Here is a 17,033-nt window from a genome sequence, read left to right as displayed (position 1 = left end):
CCTCCTTTATCGATTAAAATTCAAGACCTGCTTCTCTTGCAGCGTCTGCTAAAGCCTTCACACGACCATGATAAAGGTAGCCTCCGCGATCAAATACAACCGATTTGTAACCTTTATCCTGAGCACGTTTAGCGATCATTTCTCCGACCTGCTTTGCTGCTTCTACATTACTTGTAGATTCAACATTAATTTCGTTATCTTTCGTTGAAGCACTTGCAACAGTAGATCCATTGAGATCATCAATTAATTGTACATAGATGTGTTTATTTGAACGATATACGTTTAAACGAGGACGCTCCTGTGTACCAAAAAGACTCTTACGTACACGTGCATGTCTTCTTTTACGTATAACATTTTTGTCAGGTTTTGTAATCATTTAGGTCACTCCTTTCTGCTCCCTAACTATTCTTACTTAGCAGTTTTACCTTCTTTACGACGTACGTATTCACCTTCGTAACGAATACCTTTACCTTTATACGGTTCTGGCGGACGAATTGCTCTAATATTAGAAGCAACCGCTCCAACCAACTCTTTATCAATACCTTTAACAATAACTTGTGTGTTTTTTGGTACATCAATTTCGATACCGTCAACAGGGTCTAATTCAACAGGATGTGAGTAACCAGCGTTAATCACTACTTTGTTACCTTGTTTTTGCGCACGGTAACCAACCCCGATAATTTCAAGAGACTTCTCAAATCCTTTACTTACTCCTTCAACCATGTTGTTGATAAGGCTTCGAGTAGTACCGTGTAATGCGCGGTGGTCTTTGTGATCACTTGGACGCTCTAGCGTAATCACATTATCCTCCATATTAACTTTAATATCTGGATGTAGATTTCGTGTTAACTCACCTTTAGGTCCTTTAACTGAAACAACATTACCTTCCAGTTTAACTTCTACACCTTGGGGAATTTCAATCGGCTTAAGTCCTATACGAGACATTCCATGCACCTCCTCATCATTAAATAATCAATTACCAGACATATGCAAGTACTTCGCCACCAACTGCTTGAGAACGCGCTTCTTTGTCTGAAAGCACTCCTTTAGAAGTTGAAACGATAGCAATACCTAATCCGTTAAGTACACGTGGTACCTCATTAGCTTTTGCGTAAACACGTAGACCTGGTTTACTAATTCGTTTTATACCTGTAATAACTCGCTCTTCGTTTGTACCGTATTTAAGGAAAATACGCAGAACGCCTTGCTTGTTATCTTCAACAAGCTCATAGTCAGAAACAAAACCTTCACGTTTCAAGATATCAGCGATCTCTTTTTTGATTGTAGAAGCCGGAAGCTCTAACTTTTCATGTTTTACCATGTTAGCATTACGAATACGAGTTAGCATATCTGCGATTGGATCTGTCATAACCATTAATCATTACCTCCTTCCCGAATCGGGGTTTACCAGCTTGCTTTTTTGACACCAGGAATTTGACCTTTATAGGCAAGTTCACGGAAACAAATACGGCAAAGTTTAAATTTACGGATTACAGAATGTGGACGGCCACAACGTTCACAACGTGTATATTCACGTACTTGGTACTTTTGTGGACGTTTTTGTTTTGCAATCATTGATTTTTTAGCCACTATTTTCCCTCCTTGTATTAGCTCTTTCGTTTACTTTTGGAAAGGCATGCCTAGCTGAGCCAGAAGTTCACGAGCTTCTTCGTCAGTATTGGAGCTTGTTACGATAACAATATCCATACCACGTACTTTGTTAACTTTATCATAGTTAATTTCTGGGAAAATTAGTTGTTCTTTAACACCTAATGTGTAGTTTCCACGACCATCAAAAGCTTTTTTAGAAATACCACGGAAGTCACGTACACGTGGAAGTGATACTGCAATTAGCTTTTGAAGAAATTCGTACATACGCTCACCGCGAAGGGTTACTTTAGCACCGATTGGCATTCCTTCACGGAGACGGAAACCAGCGATAGATTTCTTTGCACGAGTTATCATTGGCTTTTGACCAGAAATTAATGAAAGCTCTTCGACAGCGTTATCCAAAGCTTTTGAGTTCTGTACTGCATCACCAACACCCATGTTGATGACAATCTTCTCGATTGCTGGTACTTGCATCACAGATTCATAGTTAAATTTATTCATCAAAGATGGTACTATTTCATCTTGGTATTTATTTTTAAGTTGATTCATCATGTCGCCCTCCTTTCGCTGAACCTATTTATCTAATGCTTCACCGGATTTTTTAGCGATGCGGACTTTCTTTCCATCACGTACTTCATGCCCAACACGAGTTGGTTCACCGGATTTAGGATCTATCGGCATTACGTTAGAAACATGGATTGGTGCTTCTTGATTAAGAATACCGCCCTGCGGGTTTTCTTGAGAAGGTTTGGCATGTTTTTTAATCATATTAATTCCTTCAACTAGCACACGATCCTTTTTCGGGTATGCTTCTAAGATAGTACCTTCTTTTCCACGGTCTTTGCCGGAAATTACTTTAACTTTATCACCTTTTTTTACATGCATGCTTAACGCACCTCCTAACAAGGCTAATTTTTAGCTTATAATACTTCTGGAGCAAGAGATACGATTTTCATGAATTTTGCATCACGTAATTCACGTGCGACTGGTCCGAAGATACGAGTTCCTCTTGGACTTTTATCATCACGGATGATTACCGCTGCATTTTCATCAAAACGAATATATGACCCATCTTTACGGCGTGCACCAGACTTCGAACGAACAATAACAGCTTTAACAACGTCACCTTTTTTGACAACGCCTCCTGGTGTTGCTTCTTTTACAGTACATACAATAACATCACCGATATTAGCTGTTTTACGTCCTGATCCACCCAATACTTTAATGGTTAGCAATTCACGAGCACCAGAGTTATCTGCGACTTTCAAACGAGTTTCTTGTTGAATCATATCGCTGTGACCTCCCTTCGGATCTTCCTTAGCGAACTATATTATATAATTACCGCTTCTTCAACAACTTCAACTAGACGAAAACGCTTAGTAGCTGATAGCGGACGAGTTTCCATGATACTTACAATGTCACCAGTTTTAGCCTGGTTATTTTCATCATGTGCTTTTAACTTTTTAGAGTATTTTACACGTTTGCCGTATAGCTTGTGGAACTTATACGTTTCAACTAAAACAGTAATTGTTTTATCCATTTTATCGGAAACAACACGGCCTGTGTATACTTTACGATTATTACGTTCAGTCATATCGAGGCTAACCTCCTCTTCAATTTTCTAGTTATTTACGCTTAATTCACGTTGACGTACTACAGTTTTCATACGTGCAATTGACTTTCTAACTTCACGAATGCGTGCAGTGTTTTCCAATTGGCCTGTTGCAAGTTGGAAGCGTAAATTAAATAGTTCTTCTTTTAACGATTTAACTTTTTGTTCAATTTCGGCAGTGGTTAGTTCTCTAATTTCATTAGCCTTCATTGCTTTCACCACCAATTTCTTCACGTTTTACAAACTTAGTTTTGATCGGAAGTTTATGAGAAGCAAGACGCAACGCTTCGCGAGCAACCTCTTCTGATACACCTGCGATTTCAAACATAATTTTCCCTGGCTTAACTACTGCTACCCATCCTTCAGGAGCACCTTTACCGGAACCCATTCGAACCTCTAGGGGTTTTGCAGTGTATGGTTTGTCTGGGAAGATTTTAATCCAAACCTTACCGCCACGTTTCATGTAACGAGTCATTGCAATACGAGCAGCCTCGATTTGACGGCTAGTAATCCATGAAGCTTCTGTTGCTTGCAGACCAAATTCACCGAAAGCTACTGTTGTGCCGCCTTTAGCTTGGCCTCTCATTTTACCACGATGTTGTCTACGATATTTCACACGTTTAGGCATTAACATAATGCATTGCCCCCTTCCTTATTTTTCTGATTTAGTTGGAAGGACTTCTCCACGGTAAATCCACACTTTTACACCTAATTTACCATAGGTTGTATCAGCTTCTGCTGTACCATAGTCTATATCAGCACGTAAAGTGTGTAGTGGTACTGTTCCTTCACTATAATGTTCCGCACGAGCGATATCTGCTCCGCCAAGACGTCCAGATACTTGTGTTTTAATCCCTTTTGCTCCAGCGCGCATTGCACGTTGAATGGTTTGTTTTTGAGCACGACGGAATGAAATACGGTTTTCTAATTGACGAGCAATATTTTCAGCAACTAATGTTGCATCGATATCGACTTTTTTGATTTCTACGATATTGATATGAACTCGTTTGCCTGTAAGGCTGTTCAATGATTTACGTAGTGCTTCTACTTCTGATCCGCCTTTACCAATTACCATACCTGGTTTACCAGTATGAATCGTAATGTTCACGCGGTTTGCTGCACGTTCTATTTCGATCGAAGAAACAGCAGCAATTTTTAAGCGGTTTTCAAGATATTCTCTAATTTTAATATCTTCGTGTAGTAAGTCTGCATAGTCCTTGCCTGCGTACCATTTAGACTCCCAGTCTTTAATAATACCGACGCGAAGACCTGTTGGATTTACTTTTTGACCCACTGACTATCCCTCCTTCTTTTCTGTTACCACAACTGTGATGTGGCTTGTGCGCTTGTTAATTCTGCTTGCACGTCCTTGTGCACGTGGACGGAAACGTTTCAACGTAGCACCTTCGTTTACGAATGCTTCCGAAACTACTAGATTGTCTGTATCCATTTCGTAGTTATGCTCTGCATTAGCGATCGCAGAGTTTAAAACTTTTTCTACGACTGGAGAAGCACCGCGCTGTGTATGGCGTAAAATCGCAATTGCTTCACCAACATTTTTTCCTCGAATAAGATCAACGACTAAACGTACTTTACGAGGAGCAATACGAACCGATTTCGCAACGGCTTTAGCTTGCATGTTGTGTGCCTCCTCTCATTAGCGTTTTGTTTTCTTATCATCGCCGGCATGCCCTTTGTAAGTGCGTGTTGGCGCGAATTCTCCTAATTTGTGTCCGACCATGTCTTCTGTAATATATACTGGAACATGTTTACGTCCGTCATAAACAGCAATCGTATGTCCGACAAAAGTAGGGAATATAGTAGAGCGACGAGACCAAGTCTTTACTACTTGTTTTTTATCGCCTTCATTTAAAACTTCAATCTTTTTCATCAGATGGTCATCTGCAAAAGGTCCTTTTTTCAAACTGCGACCCATGGATAAACCTCCTTTCGCACTTGAGAGACGGGTAATTTTTCCCGCCACAGTTTTCGTTTATTTTTTACGCTTACGAACGATATATTTATCAGACGGCTTGTTGCGTTTACGTGTTTTATATCCAAGGGTTGGTTTACCCCAAGGTGACATTGGTGATTTACGTCCGATTGGCGCACGTCCTTCACCACCACCGTGTGGGTGATCATTCGGGTTCATAACAGATCCACGTACAGTTGGGCGCTTGCCTAACCAACGAGAACGTCCTGCTTTACCAACACGAACAAGCTCATGTTCGATGTTACCAACTTGACCTACAGTAGCACGACAAGTAGATAATACTAAACGAACTTCCCCTGATGCTAAACGAACCAATGTGTACTTCTCTTCACGTCCAAGGATTTGAGCTTCAGCACCAGCTGAACGAGCAAGCTGTCCGCCGCGTCCTGGCTTTAATTCAACATTGTGAATGATCGTACCAACTGGAATATTTGCTAGTGGTAGAGCATTTCCTAATTTAATATCAGCACCTTCGCCAGATTCAATTTCCTGACCTACTTTGATTCCTTTTGGTGCTAGAATATAACGTTTTTCACCATCAGCATAATGAATTAATGCAATATTAGCTGAACGGTTCGGATCATATTCAACAGTAGCAACGCGTCCTGGTATACCATCTTTATCACGTTTGAAATCGATGATACGGTATTGACGCTTATGGCCGCCACCTTGATGACGAACAGTTAATTTCCCTTGATTATTACGACCACCACGTTTGTAAAGCGGGCTTAAAAGGGATTTTTCTGGCGTATCTGTGGTGATTTCTGCAAAATCAGATACGGACATATTACGTCTACCATTTGACGTCGGTTTGAACTTTTTAATCGCCATCTTGTTTTCCCTCCTTCACAAAATTCTTTTGTTATGCTTCAAAGAAGTCTAGTTCTTTACTATCTTCTGAAAGCTGTACGATAGCTTTTTTGCGGTCTGAACGATACCCACCGTAACGTCCCATTCGCTTGAATTTACCTTTTAAGTTCATTGTGTTTACTTTTTCTACTTTTACTCCAAAAACTAGTTCAACAGCGTTTTTAATTTCTGTTTTGTTAGCTTTAGGGCTTACTTCAAACGTGTATTTCTTTTCTGCCATTAAATCAGCTGAGTTCTCAGTGATGACAGGGCGCTTAATAATATCACGTGGATCTTTCATTATGCAAGCACCTCCCCTGCTTTTTCAGCTGCATCCTTCGTTAGGATCAGCTTGTCATGTCCAAGCAAGTCTAGAATATTTAGCTCTTCTACAGTTAGAACATTAACAGATTGCAAGTTGTTTGCTGAGCGGATAACTGACTCATCTTTTTCAGAAACTACAATCAATGCTTTTGTATCAACATTCAATGCATCTAGCATCTTAACTATTTCTTTCGTTTTTGGAGTATCCATTACGATACTTTCCAAAACTACAAGGTTATCTTCGTTTACCTTTGAAGATAGTGCAGATTTTAGCGCTAGACGACGGACTTTCTTTGGTAATTTGTAGCTGTAACTGCGCGGTGTTGGTCCGAATACAGTTCCACCGCCAACCCATTGTGGAGAACGAATAGAACCTTGACGTGCACGACCAGTTCCTTTTTGACGCCATGGTTTACGACCACCACCACGTACTTCAGAACGGTTTTTTACCGCATGCGTACCTTGACGTAAAGACGCACGTTGCATTACTACTGCTTCATGTAAAACATGTGTGTTTGGTTCAATGCCGAATACAGAATCATTTAATTCCATATCGCCAGCTTTTGTACCGTCTTGTTTTAATAGTGCTACTTTAGGCATGACATATCCTCCCTTCGTGTGTATGATTAGTTAGCCTTAATTGCACTCGTGATTTTTACGAATGATTTTTTTGCACCTGGAACATTACCTTTGACTAAAAGTAGATTGCGTTCTTCATCTACATTGACAATTTCTAGGTTTTGAATCGTTACTTGATCGCCACCCATACGCCCTGGAAGTGGTCTTCCTTTAAATACACGCATTGGGTCAACAGCACCAAGAGAACCCGGGCTTCTGTGGTAATGAGATCCATGGGACATTGGGCCACGTTGTTGGTTGTGACGCTTAATGGAACCTTGGAATCCTTTCCCTTTTGTTGTACCAGTTACATCGATTTTATCTCCAGCTTCAAAAACATTAACGCTGATTTCTTGACCTACTTCATATTCATCAAGATTTGCGTTACGGATTTCACGAACGTAGCGCTTAGGGGTTGTGTTTGCTTTTTCAGCATGACCTTTTTCCGCTTTGTTAGTACGTGATTCCTTCGCATCAGCAAAACCGAGTTGTAGCGCTTCGTAACCATCATTCTCTAACGTTCTTTTTTGCAATACCACATTTGGCTCAGCTTGAATAACTGTAACAGGGATTAACTCTCCAGTTTCAGAAAATAGCTGAGTCATGCCGATTTTACGACCTAAGATTCCTTTCGTCATCCGTTACACCTCCTATTTAAAACAAAAATTATAGTTTGATTTCGATATCTACACCAGATGGTAAGTCAAGACGCATTAGTGAATCAACTGTTTGTGGTGTAGGATTAACAATGTCGATTAGACGCTTATGTGTACGCATTTCGAATTGTTCACGTGAATCCTTATATTTATGAACCGCACGTAGTACAGTGTAAACTGATTTTTCTGTAGGTAGCGGAATTGGACCAGACACATTTGCACCTGAACGCTTCGCAGTATCTACAATTTTCTCAGCTGATTGATCTAGAATACGGTGATCATAAGCTTTTAAACGGATTCTGATTTTTTCTTTTGCCATTATTTTCCCTCCTTTTTCGCCCATATTTGTATAGACATACTCCACGGAAATTTCTTAACAACCAGCCATGGCAAAGGGGCCGGGTGTGCCAACAACCTTCCGTTTCATCGCCTCTGATGACCAACATTATTATTATATAGAAAAAAACTGGTCAATGCAACCCTTTATACATAAATTCTAGGGAATTGCACATCTATGTATTATACGTGTTCTAGCTAGTGATTTCAAGGGATTATACTAAAATAAAACTGGAAAATCGCAGAAATTCTAGCTATTACAGTTTAAAATATTATAAGATTCATCTATTTCATTATTATTAGATTTACTATTTAACGGTTCATCATATAAAAAAACAAAGCACAGATAGCGTCGTCACGCCAGCTGTGCTTTATATTATAGCATTAATTATTTTTCAATTGAAGTTACAACACCAGATCCAACAGTACGTCCGCCTTCACGGATAGAGAAGCGAGTACCATCTTCAATAGCGATTGGTGAAATAAGCTCAACACTCATTTCGATGTTATCTCCAGGCATAACCATTTCAGTACCCTCTGGAAGTGTAATAACACCTGTTACGTCAGTAGTACGGAAATAGAATTGTGGACGATAGTTTGCGAAGAATGGCGTATGACGTCCACCTTCTTCTTTAGATAGAACATAAACTTCTGATTTAAATTTAGTGTGTGGAGTAATAGAGCCTGGTTTAGCAAGCACCTGTCCACGATTGATTTCTTCACGAGCAACACCACGTAGAAGTGCACCAATGTTGTCTCCAGCTTCAGCATAGTCAAGAAGCTTACGGAACATTTCCACACCAGTTACAGTAGTTTTCTCAGCTTTTTCGTTTAGACCGATGATTTCAACCTCATCACCAACACGTACTTCACCACGTTCAACACGACCAGTGGCAACTGTACCGCGTCCAGTGATAGAGAATACGTCCTCAACAGGCATCATGAATGGTTTGTCTTTGTCACGATCTGGAGTTGGGATATACTCGTCAACAGCATTCATTAGTTCAACGATTTTTTCTTCGTATTCTGCATCTCCTTCAATTGCTTTAAGAGCAGAACCTTTGATTACTGGTACATCATCACCAGGGAAATCGTATTCTGTTAATAGATCACGAACTTCCATTTCTACAAGTTCTAGTAATTCTTCATCGTCTACCATATCTGTTTTGTTAAGGAATACAACGATTGAAGGTACTCCAACGTTTTTAGAAAGTAAGATATGCTCACGAGTTTGTGGCATTGGACCATCTGCAGCAGATACTACTAGGATAGCTCCGTCCATTTGAGCAGCACCAGTGATCATGTTTTTAACATAGTCAGCGTGACCTGGGCAGTCAACGTGTGCGTAGTGACGAGTATCTGTTTCATATTCTACGTGGGAAGTTGCAATTGTGATTCCACGTTCTTTTTCTTCTGGTGCGTTATCGATTTGGTCATAAGCCATTTCCGTACCTTTACCAGATTTTTTATGCATTACAATTGTAATTGCAGCAGTTAATGTAGTTTTACCATGGTCAACGTGTCCAATTGTACCAACGTTTACGTGACTTTTAGAGCGATCGAACTTTTCTTTAGCCATTTATAGTTCCTCCTTTAAATAAGTAAAAGTGTTTTTTGTAATTTTATGATGTGCAAAGAAACAATGATAGACATCATTTCTTTGCCTTCAATACAAGTTATACTTTAGATTTATCAAAAAATCAATTATTCACCAGCATTTTTCTTAATAATTTCTTCAGAAATACTCTTCGGTACTTCTTCATAATGGTCAAAATGCATAGTGAATGTTCCGCGTCCTTGTGTGTTCGAACGTAACGCAGTTGCGTAACCGAACATTTCAGATAGAGGCACAAATCCTCTCACAACTTGAAGAGGTCCACGTGCTTCCATTCCTTCCACACGACCACGACGAGAGGTAACATCTCCCATAATATCTCCCATGTATTCTTCTGGGATAACAATTTCAACCTTAGCAATTGGCTCTAGTAAAACAGGGTTACATTTGTTCTTAGCTGCTTTCAAAGCCATGGATGCCGCAATCTTAAATGCCATTTCGTTAGAGTCAACGTCATGGTAGCTTCCATCATATAATGTAGCTTTTATATCAATTAGTGGGTAACCGGCTAATACACCATTTTCCATTGATTCTTCAATTCCAGCTTCAACAGAAGGGATGTATTCACGTGGTACAACACCACCAACAATTTTGTTTTCAAATTCGAATCCAGCGCCTTCTTCGTTTGGTTCGAATTTAACCCATACGTGACCATATTGACCGCGTCCACCAGACTGACGTACGAATTTACCTTCGACTTCAGCAGATGCACGGAACGTTTCACGGTAAGCAACTTGAGGGGCACCAACATTTGCTTCTACTTTAAACTCACGCTTTAATCGGTCAACAATGATATCTAGGTGAAGCTCACCCATACCTGAAATAATTGTTTGGCCGGTTTCTTCGTTTGTTTCCGTTTTAAACGTTGGATCCTCTTCAGCAAGCTTAGCTAAAGCAATACCCATTTTATCTTGGTCTGCTTTTGTCTTCGGTTCAATAGCTACGCCAATTACTGGTGTTGGGAAGTCCATTGACTCAAGAATGACTAAATCCTTTTCATCACATAGAGTGTCACCAGTAGTTGTGTCTTTCAAACCAACAGCTGCTGCGATCTCACCAGAGTATACGCGAGAAATCTCTTCACGGGAATTTGCGTGCATTTGCAGGATACGTCCTACACGTTCACGCTTATCCTTTACAGAGTTTTTCACATAGGAACCTGAATCTAATGTTCCAGAATATACGCGGAAGAAAGTAAGCTTACCAACATAAGGGTCTGTCATTACTTTAAATGCTAAAGCAGAGAACGGTGCATTATCATCAGAAGGACGAGTTACCTTCTCTTCTGTTCGAGGAACGATACCCTCAATTGCAGCAACGTCTGTTGGAGCAGGTAGATAATCAAGTACACCATCAAGCATTAACTGAACACCTTTGTTTTTGAAAGCTGAACCAGCATATACTGGGTAAAATTCTACATTCAATGTAGCTTGACGAATTGCTGCTTTCAGTTCATCGTTAGAGATTTCTTCTCCTTCTAGATACTTCATCATCAATTCTTCATCAAGCTCAGATACAGCTTCGATCAAGCTGCCGCGTAGCTCTTCTGCTTTTTCTTTATACTCATCAGGAATGTCACGAGCCTCAGCACGAGTTCCCAAATCATCCTCATAAAAGAATGCTTCCATCGTGATTAGGTCAATGATTCCTTCAAAGTTATCTTCAGCACCGATTGGTAACTGAACAGGATGTGCATTTGCACCTAAACGCTCTTTTAGCGTACCTGTTGAGTAAAGGAAATCTGCACCAATTTTATCCATTTTATTAATGAATACGATTCTTGGTACACCATAGGTTGTTGCTTGACGCCATACTGTTTCAGTTTGTGGCTCAACACCAGATTGAGCATCAAGTACTGTTACTGCTCCGTCAAGCACGCGTAGGGAACGTTCAACCTCTACAGTGAAGTCTACGTGACCCGGTGTATCAATAATATTGATACGATGTTCTTTCCATGCAGCAGTTGTTGCAGCGGAAGTAATTGTAATTCCACGCTCTTGCTCCTGCTCCATCCAGTCCATTTGCGAAGCACCTTCGTGTGTTTCACCAATTTTATGAATACGTCCTGTATAGAAAAGAATACGCTCAGTAGTAGTGGTCTTACCTGCATCAATGTGTGCCATAATACCAATATTACGCGTCTTTTCCAAGGAGAACTCTCTAGCCATGTATTCTTCTCCTTCCTAGCTTGGGTTTGTTTTATCTTACCAGCGATAGTGAGCGAATGCTTTGTTCGCTTCTGCCATTTTGTGCATTTCTTCGCGTTTTTTAACGGAAGCACCTGTATTATTAGAAGCATCTAAGATTTCATTTGCTAGTCGTTCTTCCATTGTTTTCTCTCCGCGTAGACGAGAGTAGTTTACAATATAACGAAGTCCTAATGCTTGACGACGTTCTGGGCGTACTTCCATCGGTACTTGGTAGTTTGAACCACCAACACGACGAGCACGTACTTCTAGCACCGGCATTACATTCTTCATTGCCTGTTCAAAAACTTCCATTGCATTTTGTCCGCTTCTTTCAGAAACTAATTCAAATGCATTGTAAAGTATTTTTTGCGCTTTACCTCTTTTTCCGTCAATCATGATCTGGTTGATTAAACGAGTCACTAGTTTGGATTTATAAAGTGGATCTGGCAAGACATCGCGTTTAGGTACTGGTCCTTTACGTGGCATATGTCCTTCCTCCTTTCTTCTATTTGAATGAGTTAATCAGTTACTTATTGCTTCGGTTTTTTGGTACCGTATTTAGAACGACCTTGTTGACGTCCTTCAACACCCGCAGTGTCTAGCGCACCACGAACAATGTGATAGCGAACACCAGGTAAGTCTTTAACACGACCTCCACGTAGAAGTACAACACTGTGCTCCTGAAGGTTGTGACCAATTCCAGGGATATATGCAGTTACTTCCATATTGTTAGATAGACGTACACGAGCATATTTACGAAGTGCTGAATTCGGCTTCTTAGGTGTTAGTGTACCAACACGAGTACATACCCCACGTTTTTGTGGTGAGTTTTGGTCCGTTAGTTTCTTCTTAAAACTATTGTACCCTTTGTTAAGTGCTGGAGAGTCAGACTTCTTTGGTTTGCTTACGCGTCCTTTGCGTACAAGCTGGTTAATAGTAGGCATTGTATTTTCCTCCCTTCATAATCTATATCATCTGTTTAGCTAATGTTTTGCGCGGGGTTTGTAATCCCACACATCCAGGTGGTTCATCTTTTGGCAAAAAACAAAGCTTCAACGAAAGATTCGCTAAAACTATTCATGCTTTACTGCTGCGGTTGATGCACCTACCTCTATGCCACATGCAACCCCAAGTTTTTTCTTGGAATCTACATACTGACAAGGGATGCCAAGCTCCTTAGCCAAACTTACGACTTTTTGTGTCATATGTTGATCAGCATCATCAGCAATAAACACTTCACTTATTTCACCATTTTTCATGGCTTTAAGTGTCTGCTTTGTTCCGATAATTATTCGTGATTGAACTTGCATTACTTTTTCATAAGACATTTCATATCCTCCAAAGTAACAAGTATAATCGGAAGCACCTTGAATATTCTATCACTCACATTTTTTAATGTCAATATCAAATAGATATTTTTGCACTTCCGATTTAAGATCACTTGTCCTATTGAATACTGTATAAGCTTGGCTTTCACATCAAAACAACAGTTCAGTTAAAATGTGAAAGCCTGTTTATTTATTGTACAGTTTCTGTTTCTTCTACTTCTTCCACTTCAATTGGCTCATCTAAGCCAGGCTTTACTCTTCGGTAGCGTTGCATTCCTGTACCAGCAGGAACAAGCTTACCGATAATGACATTCTCTTTCAGACCCAATAACTCATCACGCTTACCTTTGATTGCTGCATCTGTAAGTACCCTAGTGGTTTCTTGGAAAGATGCTGCAGATAAGAACGAATCTGTTTCAAGAGAGGCTTTTGTAATACCAAGTAATACAGGTTTACCAATAGCTGGCTGGTAGCCCTCTTTAAGCACTGTATGGTTGGCGTCTCTGAACTGATGGATTTCTAATAAAGAACCTGGTAACACATCGGTGTCTCCGGAATCCACCACTCGGATTTTGCGAAGCATTTGACGTACCATAACTTCCACGTGCTTGTCACCGATTTCTACCCCTTGCATTCGGTATACTCGTTGAACTTCACGTAGCAAGTAATCTTGTACGCCTTCCACTCCTCGAATGCGCAATAAATCTTTCGGATCAATAGAACCCTCTGTAAGCTCTTGACCAGCGGCAATTTCGTCCCCAACCGTTACCTTCATTCGAGCATTATAAGGAACAGCGTAGGAACGTTGTTCTACATCACCTTGAATAACGATCTCTTGCTTATCTTTCACTTCTTTAACTTCTAGAACGGTTCCGAATATCTCACTGATGACCGCTTGCCCTTTCGGATTACGCGCTTCAAATAATTCTTGAATACGTGGTAAACCTTGTGTAATATCGTCTCCGGCAACCCCACCCGTATGGAATGTACGCATCGTTAACTGGGTTCCTGGCTCACCAATAGACTGGGCAGCAATAATTCCAACAGCTTCTCCGACTTCTACATCGGCACCTGTTGCTAGGTTACGTCCATAACATTTTTGACAGACACCATGTTTCGTGTTACATGTAAACGCACTGCGAATCGTTACTTCTTCGATTCCAGCTTCCGTTATTTGTTTTGCTTGATCCTCTGAAATTAAATGATCAGCTTCAACAATTACTTCGTTGGTTTCAGGATGTTTTACTGAATAGAAAGCTGTACGTCCGATTAATCGATCAATTAATGGCTCGATCATTTCGGTTCCATCTGTTAAAGCAGCTACTTTTAAGCCGCGATCTGTACCACAGTCTGCCTCACGTACAATAACATCCTGCGCCACATCCACAAGACGACGAGTTAGGTAACCAGAGTCAGCTGTTTTCAGCGCTGTATCCGCTAGACCTTTACGTGCACCGTGTGTAGAAATAAAGTATTCTAGAACGGTTAAGCCTTCACGGAAGCTTGACTTGATCGGTAATTCAATAATCTTACCAGCTGGGTTGGCCATTAGTCCACGCATACCCGCCAGCTGCGTAAAGTTAGAAGCATTACCCCTTGCACCAGAATCACTCATCATAAAGATAGGGTTTCTGTTACTTAGTGAGTGCATCAGCTTATCCTGAATGGTGTCTTTTGCTTGTGACCAAACGGCAATGACGCGATCATATCTTTCATCTTCCGTAATAAGACCTCTGCGGAATTGTTTCAAGACATTATCAACTTTTTTCTGTGCCTCATCTAAGATTTCCTCTTTTTCTGGAAGTACAACAATATCTGAAATACCAACTGTCATACCAGCTTTCGTTGAATAACTAAAACCAAGATCCTTCATTCGATCTAACATCTTTGAAGTTTCACTAATCTTAAACCGTTTAAAGACTTCTGCGATAATATCGCCAAGGAAGCCTTTCTTAAATGGCTTAATGATATCTCGAGATTGAATTACTTCCTTTACATTAGTTCCACGTTCTACAAAGTACATTTCTGGGGTGCGATCCTCTAGATTCACCTTTGTAGGTTCATTAATATACGGGAACGAATCAGGTAAAATTTCATTAAAGATTAATTTACCAACGGTTGTAATTAATAACTGTGACTTCTGTTCTTCAGAGAATGTTACGTTATTTAAATTGGATGCGTGTACCGCAACTCTTGTATGCAAATGTACATACCCGTTTTGGTAAGATAATAAAGCTTCATTCAGATCATTAAATATCGTACCTTCTCCGACTGCATTTTCACGTTCCAGCGTAAGATAATAGTTTCCTAATACCATATCTTGTGATGGTGTAACTACCGGTTTTCCATCTTTAGGGTTTAAAATATTTTGCGCTGCAAGCATCAAAATACGAGCCTCTGCTTGCGCTTCAGCAGATAATGGTACGTGAACAGCCATTTGGTCCCCATCAAAGTCGGCGTTATAAGCTGTACATACTAATGGATGTAATCGGATCGCACGACCTTCAACCAGTGTTGGTTCAAATGCTTGAATACCTAATCTGTGGAGCGTAGGTGCACGGTTTAGAAGTACAGGGTGTTCCTTGATTACTTCTTCTAAGACATCCCAAACTTCAGGGTGTACACGCTCAATTTTGCGTTTTGCAGATTTAATATTATGCGCAATTCCTTTTGCTACAAGCTCTTTCATAATAAATGGCTTGAACAATTCCAATGCCATTTCTTTCGGAAGTCCACATTGATACATTTTCAAATGTGGTCCAACAACGATTACAGAACGTCCGGAATAGTCCACACGTTTTCCTAATAGATTTTGACGGAAACGACCTTGCTTCCCTTTCAACATATGAGAAAGAGATTTTAGTGGTCTGTTACCTGGTCCTGTAACAGGACGACCGCGTCGACCATTATCGATCAATGCATCAACTGCTTCCTGCAACATGCGCTTTTCATTTTGCACAATGATACTTGGAGCGCCAAGATCCAGCAAGCGTTTAAGACGATTGTTTCGATTAATAACGCGTCGATAAAGATCGTTTAAATCTGATGTCGCAAAACGTCCACCATCTAACTGAACCATCGGGCGAATTTCCGGTGGAATGACTGGTAAAACATCTAAAATCATCCAAGATGCTTCATTGCCAGAATGACGGAAAGACTCTAGTACCTCTAATCGTTTAATAGCACGAGTTCTACGTTGTCCCTGTGCTGTCTTAAGCTCTTCTTTTAACGCATCTACTTCTTTCTCTAAATCAATATCCTGCAATAATTTACGGATTGCTTCGGCGCCCATCTGAGCTTTGAATGACTTTCCGTATTTATCGTAATAAGCCCGGTATTCTTTCTCAGACAGTAATTGTTTCTTTTCTAAAGGTGTATTACCTGTTTCTGTCACAATATATGCAGCAAAGTAAATAACTTCTTCTAACGCACGTGGTGACATATCTAAAACAAGACCCATTCTACTTGGAATTCCTTTAAAATACCAAATATGGGATACAGGTGCTGCGAGTTCGATGTGACCCATGCGCTCACGACGAACCTTAGCTTTTGTAACTTCTACTCCACAGCGGTCACAAACTACGCCCTTATAGCGAACACGTTTATACTTTCCGCAATGACATTCCCAATCTTTTTGTGGCCCGAAAATACGTTCACAAAACAATCCATCTTTTTCAGGCTTTAGTGTACGGTAATTAATCGTTTCCGGCTTCTTCACTTCACCATATGACCATGAACGAATTTTTTCTGGTGAAGCTAAACCAATTTTCATATACTCAAAATTATTTACATCTAGCAAGGGGCCAACCTCCCTTTTAGTGTCCGATTTTACCAAGCTACCTATGAATATATTTAATCTAAAGCTAGGGGCTGGCTCTATTGAGAGCCAACCTTACCTTTTG

24 protein-coding genes are annotated in these 17,033 nt (G+C 40.3%); all 24 read right to left on the bottom strand.

What is annotated here, in order from left to right:
• Positions 1-13: 13 nt before the first annotated feature.
• Positions 14-376: a 50S ribosomal protein L18 gene (rplR, locus tag JUJ52_RS07305; RefSeq protein WP_026680248.1), complete on the bottom strand. Its 363-nt coding sequence runs from the start codon at positions 374-376 to the stop codon at positions 14-16.
• Positions 377-408: 32 nt separating this feature from the next.
• Positions 409-945, bottom strand: coding sequence for a 50S ribosomal protein L6 (gene rplF, locus JUJ52_RS07300; RefSeq protein WP_026680247.1), 537 nt, complete (start codon positions 943-945; stop codon positions 409-411).
• Between the two features lie 31 nt (positions 946-976).
• Complete coding sequence (rpsH, locus tag JUJ52_RS07295) at positions 977-1,375, bottom strand: 30S ribosomal protein S8 (protein ID WP_026680246.1); 399 nt, start codon at positions 1,373-1,375, stop codon at positions 977-979.
• Positions 1,376-1,404: 29 nt separating this feature from the next.
• Positions 1,405-1,590, bottom strand: a complete 186-nt coding sequence (locus tag JUJ52_RS07290; RefSeq protein WP_019375521.1) for a type Z 30S ribosomal protein S14 — start codon at positions 1,588-1,590, stop codon at positions 1,405-1,407.
• A 30-nt stretch (positions 1,591-1,620) separates the two neighbouring features.
• Positions 1,621-2,160 carry a 50S ribosomal protein L5 gene (rplE, locus tag JUJ52_RS07285; protein WP_026680245.1) on the bottom strand — a complete coding sequence of 180 codons (540 nt, stop codon included), beginning with the start codon at positions 2,158-2,160 and terminating at the stop codon, positions 1,621-1,623.
• Positions 2,161-2,184: 24 nt separating this feature from the next.
• Entirely contained in the window at positions 2,185-2,496 is a 312-nt protein-coding gene (gene rplX, locus JUJ52_RS07280; RefSeq protein WP_026680244.1) for a 50S ribosomal protein L24, read from the bottom strand.
• A 35-nt stretch (positions 2,497-2,531) separates the two neighbouring features.
• Positions 2,532-2,900: a 50S ribosomal protein L14 gene (rplN, locus tag JUJ52_RS07275; protein ID WP_026680243.1), complete on the bottom strand. Its 369-nt coding sequence runs from the start codon at positions 2,898-2,900 to the stop codon at positions 2,532-2,534.
• A 41-nt stretch (positions 2,901-2,941) separates the two neighbouring features.
• Positions 2,942-3,205 carry a 30S ribosomal protein S17 gene (gene rpsQ / locus JUJ52_RS07270; protein ID WP_121604289.1) on the bottom strand — a complete coding sequence of 88 codons (264 nt, stop codon included), beginning with the start codon at positions 3,203-3,205 and terminating at the stop codon, positions 2,942-2,944.
• Between the two features lie 27 nt (positions 3,206-3,232).
• On the bottom strand, positions 3,233-3,433 hold the full coding sequence (gene rpmC, locus JUJ52_RS07265) for a 50S ribosomal protein L29 (RefSeq protein WP_026680241.1): 201 nt from the start codon (positions 3,431-3,433) through the stop codon (positions 3,233-3,235).
• A complete protein-coding gene (gene rplP, locus JUJ52_RS07260; protein ID WP_026680240.1) occupies positions 3,423-3,857 on the bottom strand; it encodes a 50S ribosomal protein L16 in 435 nt (144 codons plus the stop codon). Before rplP ends, rpmC begins: the two co-directional genes overlap by 11 nt.
• An 18-nt stretch (positions 3,858-3,875) precedes the next feature.
• Positions 3,876-4,517 (bottom strand): 30S ribosomal protein S3, encoded by a 642-nt coding sequence (gene rpsC / locus JUJ52_RS07255; protein ID WP_026680239.1) that lies wholly within the window; start codon positions 4,515-4,517, stop codon positions 3,876-3,878.
• Between the two features lie 3 nt (positions 4,518-4,520).
• Positions 4,521-4,862, bottom strand: a complete 342-nt coding sequence (gene rplV, locus JUJ52_RS07250) for a 50S ribosomal protein L22 (RefSeq protein WP_026680238.1) — start codon at positions 4,860-4,862, stop codon at positions 4,521-4,523.
• 18 nt (positions 4,863-4,880) lie between these two features.
• On the bottom strand, positions 4,881-5,159 hold the full coding sequence (gene rpsS, locus JUJ52_RS07245) for a 30S ribosomal protein S19 (protein WP_026680237.1): 279 nt from the start codon (positions 5,157-5,159) through the stop codon (positions 4,881-4,883).
• A gap of 57 nt (positions 5,160-5,216) precedes the next feature.
• Positions 5,217-6,047 carry a 50S ribosomal protein L2 gene (gene rplB / locus JUJ52_RS07240; protein ID WP_026680236.1) on the bottom strand — a complete coding sequence of 277 codons (831 nt, stop codon included), beginning with the start codon at positions 6,045-6,047 and terminating at the stop codon, positions 5,217-5,219.
• 31 nt (positions 6,048-6,078) lie between these two features.
• Entirely contained in the window at positions 6,079-6,366 is a 288-nt protein-coding gene (rplW, locus tag JUJ52_RS07235; protein WP_026680235.1) for a 50S ribosomal protein L23, read from the bottom strand.
• The gene (gene rplD, locus JUJ52_RS07230; protein ID WP_026680234.1) at positions 6,366-6,989 is read right to left on the bottom strand and encodes a 50S ribosomal protein L4; all 624 of its coding nucleotides are present in this window, start codon (positions 6,987-6,989) and stop codon (positions 6,366-6,368) included. The genes rplW and rplD overlap by 1 nt, the downstream gene beginning before the upstream one ends.
• 26 nt (positions 6,990-7,015) lie before the next feature.
• Positions 7,016-7,645 carry a 50S ribosomal protein L3 gene (gene rplC, locus JUJ52_RS07225; RefSeq protein ID WP_026680233.1) on the bottom strand — a complete coding sequence of 210 codons (630 nt, stop codon included), beginning with the start codon at positions 7,643-7,645 and terminating at the stop codon, positions 7,016-7,018.
• Between the two features lie 28 nt (positions 7,646-7,673).
• Positions 7,674-7,982, bottom strand: a complete 309-nt coding sequence (gene rpsJ / locus JUJ52_RS07220; RefSeq protein ID WP_021292712.1) for a 30S ribosomal protein S10 — start codon at positions 7,980-7,982, stop codon at positions 7,674-7,676.
• 405 nt (positions 7,983-8,387) lie between these two features.
• A complete protein-coding gene (gene tuf, locus JUJ52_RS07215) occupies positions 8,388-9,578 on the bottom strand; it encodes an elongation factor Tu (RefSeq protein WP_026680232.1) in 1,191 nt (396 codons plus the stop codon).
• A 125-nt stretch (positions 9,579-9,703) separates the two neighbouring features.
• Complete coding sequence (gene fusA, locus JUJ52_RS07210) at positions 9,704-11,782, bottom strand: elongation factor G (protein ID WP_026680231.1); 2,079 nt, start codon at positions 11,780-11,782, stop codon at positions 9,704-9,706.
• A 36-nt stretch (positions 11,783-11,818) separates the two neighbouring features.
• A complete protein-coding gene (rpsG, locus tag JUJ52_RS07205; RefSeq protein ID WP_026680230.1) occupies positions 11,819-12,289 on the bottom strand; it encodes a 30S ribosomal protein S7 in 471 nt (156 codons plus the stop codon).
• A gap of 44 nt (positions 12,290-12,333) precedes the next feature.
• Positions 12,334-12,747 (bottom strand): 30S ribosomal protein S12, encoded by a 414-nt coding sequence (gene rpsL / locus JUJ52_RS07200; protein WP_026680229.1) that lies wholly within the window; start codon positions 12,745-12,747, stop codon positions 12,334-12,336.
• A gap of 129 nt (positions 12,748-12,876) precedes the next feature.
• Entirely contained in the window at positions 12,877-13,131 is a 255-nt protein-coding gene (locus JUJ52_RS07195; protein ID WP_026680228.1) for a 50S ribosomal protein L7ae-like protein, read from the bottom strand.
• A 190-nt stretch (positions 13,132-13,321) separates the two neighbouring features.
• Positions 13,322-16,930 carry a DNA-directed RNA polymerase subunit beta' gene (gene rpoC / locus JUJ52_RS07190; RefSeq protein ID WP_026680227.1) on the bottom strand — a complete coding sequence of 1,203 codons (3,609 nt, stop codon included), beginning with the start codon at positions 16,928-16,930 and terminating at the stop codon, positions 13,322-13,324.
• Positions 16,931-17,033 lie beyond the last annotated feature (103 nt).

Source organism: Virgibacillus sp. AGTR, from assembly GCF_016919725.2.
GTDB lineage: Bacteria > Bacillota > Bacilli > Bacillales > Amphibacillaceae > Virgibacillus > Virgibacillus salarius.
Note: the sequence above shows the minus strand (reverse complement) of the source record. Positions and strands in the feature narration are given on the sequence as shown.

Excerpts from the sequence above, each read along its gene's own strand:
- rpsH (WP_026680246.1), bottom strand. The coding sequence starts at position 1,375 with ATGGTTATGACAGATCCAATCGCAGATATGCTAACTCGTATTCGTAAT.
- rplP (WP_026680240.1), bottom strand. The coding sequence starts at position 3,857 with ATGTTAATGCCTAAACGTGTGAAATATCGTAGACAACATCGTGGTAAA.
- rplC (WP_026680233.1), bottom strand. The coding sequence starts at position 7,645 with ATGACGAAAGGAATCTTAGGTCGTAAAATCGGCATGACTCAGCTATTT.
- rpsG (WP_026680230.1), bottom strand. The coding sequence starts at position 12,289 with ATGCCACGTAAAGGACCAGTACCTAAACGCGATGTCTTGCCAGATCCA.
- rplN (WP_026680243.1), bottom strand. The coding sequence starts at position 2,900 with ATGATTCAACAAGAAACTCGTTTGAAAGTCGCAGATAACTCTGGTGCT.
- rplW (WP_026680235.1), bottom strand. The coding sequence starts at position 6,366 with ATGAAAGATCCACGTGATATTATTAAGCGCCCTGTCATCACTGAGAAC.
- rpmC (WP_026680241.1), bottom strand. The coding sequence starts at position 3,433 with ATGAAGGCTAATGAAATTAGAGAACTAACCACTGCCGAAATTGAACAA.
- rpsJ (WP_021292712.1), bottom strand. The coding sequence starts at position 7,982 with ATGGCAAAAGAAAAAATCAGAATCCGTTTAAAAGCTTATGATCACCGT.
- rplF (WP_026680247.1), bottom strand. The coding sequence starts at position 945 with ATGTCTCGTATAGGACTTAAGCCGATTGAAATTCCCCAAGGTGTAGAA.
- rpsL (WP_026680229.1), bottom strand. The coding sequence starts at position 12,747 with ATGCCTACTATTAACCAGCTTGTACGCAAAGGACGCGTAAGCAAACCA.
- rplD (WP_026680234.1), bottom strand. The coding sequence starts at position 6,989 with ATGCCTAAAGTAGCACTATTAAAACAAGACGGTACAAAAGCTGGCGAT.
- tuf (WP_026680232.1), bottom strand. The coding sequence starts at position 9,578 with ATGGCTAAAGAAAAGTTCGATCGCTCTAAAAGTCACGTAAACGTTGGT.
- rplR (WP_026680248.1), bottom strand. The coding sequence starts at position 376 with ATGATTACAAAACCTGACAAAAATGTTATACGTAAAAGAAGACATGCA.
- JUJ52_RS07195 (WP_026680228.1), bottom strand. The coding sequence starts at position 13,131 with ATGTCTTATGAAAAAGTAATGCAAGTTCAATCACGAATAATTATCGGA.
- rplB (WP_026680236.1), bottom strand. The coding sequence starts at position 6,047 with ATGGCGATTAAAAAGTTCAAACCGACGTCAAATGGTAGACGTAATATG.
- rpsS (WP_026680237.1), bottom strand. The coding sequence starts at position 5,159 with ATGGGTCGCAGTTTGAAAAAAGGACCTTTTGCAGATGACCATCTGATG.
- rplV (WP_026680238.1), bottom strand. The coding sequence starts at position 4,862 with ATGCAAGCTAAAGCCGTTGCGAAATCGGTTCGTATTGCTCCTCGTAAA.
- rpsQ (WP_121604289.1), bottom strand. The coding sequence starts at position 3,205 with ATGACTGAACGTAATAATCGTAAAGTATACACAGGCCGTGTTGTTTCC.
- rplE (WP_026680245.1), bottom strand. The coding sequence starts at position 2,160 with ATGAATCAACTTAAAAATAAATACCAAGATGAAATAGTACCATCTTTG.
- rplX (WP_026680244.1), bottom strand. The coding sequence starts at position 2,496 with ATGCATGTAAAAAAAGGTGATAAAGTTAAAGTAATTTCCGGCAAAGAC.
- fusA (WP_026680231.1), bottom strand. The coding sequence starts at position 11,782 with ATGGCTAGAGAGTTCTCCTTGGAAAAGACGCGTAATATTGGTATTATG.